Source organism: Pseudomonas sp. 05N433, from assembly GCF_056396925.1.
In genome coordinates, this window is record NZ_JBFTML010000145.1 from 1 (window position 1) to 651 (window position 651).

Sequence of the window (651 nt, forward strand, 5' to 3'; positions counted from 1 at the left end):
CCGGTTTCCTGTCGGATCAAGCCGTTGGGTGTGTAGTCCAGCCGATAGTGTTCGCCGGATTCGTTTTCGATTTCCGTGAGCAGCAGCTGCGCATTGTCATAGCGGTACTGGAGCTGGGTGCCGTCGGGATTGATCCGGCGGCTGACCAGATGCAGATCGTCGACGTATTCGTAGCGGGTGACGCGACCCAGTTCATCGCGTTCGGCGGTGATCTTGCCGTAGGCGTTGTAACTGAACGCCCGGGTGGCCCCGGTCGGCAATGTCGCCTGGACCAGTCGGCCGACGGCATCCCATTGATACTGGGTGAGCGCACCGTGTTCGTCCTGACGAGTCGTCTGCCGTCCCAGCGCATCATAGGAAAACGTTCGCTGCCCACCATCTGTTAGTGTTTCCTCAAGCAACTGACCCAAGGCATTCCAGACAAAGACATGCCGACTGGTGTCCGGGTAGCGGACCGACAGCAACCGGCCCTGAGGGTCGTAGTGGTAATGGGTGACCTGACCGTCGGGATCGGTCGCCTCGGTGACATCACCCTGAGCATTGCGCTGGTATTTCCACACCGCCTGACCGCGATAGCGCGCATGCAGGAAACCGTTGCGATACTCGTAGGCCGTCGGTTCGTCTTGCGGTGGAATCAGCGCCACCAAGCGT

At 60.2% G+C, this 651-nt stretch carries 1 pseudogene; it reads right to left on the reverse strand.

From position 1 onward, the window contains the following. Positions 1 to 651, reverse strand: a pseudogene (locus tag AC1DIS_RS30085) (type IV secretion protein Rhs); the annotation flags it as partial.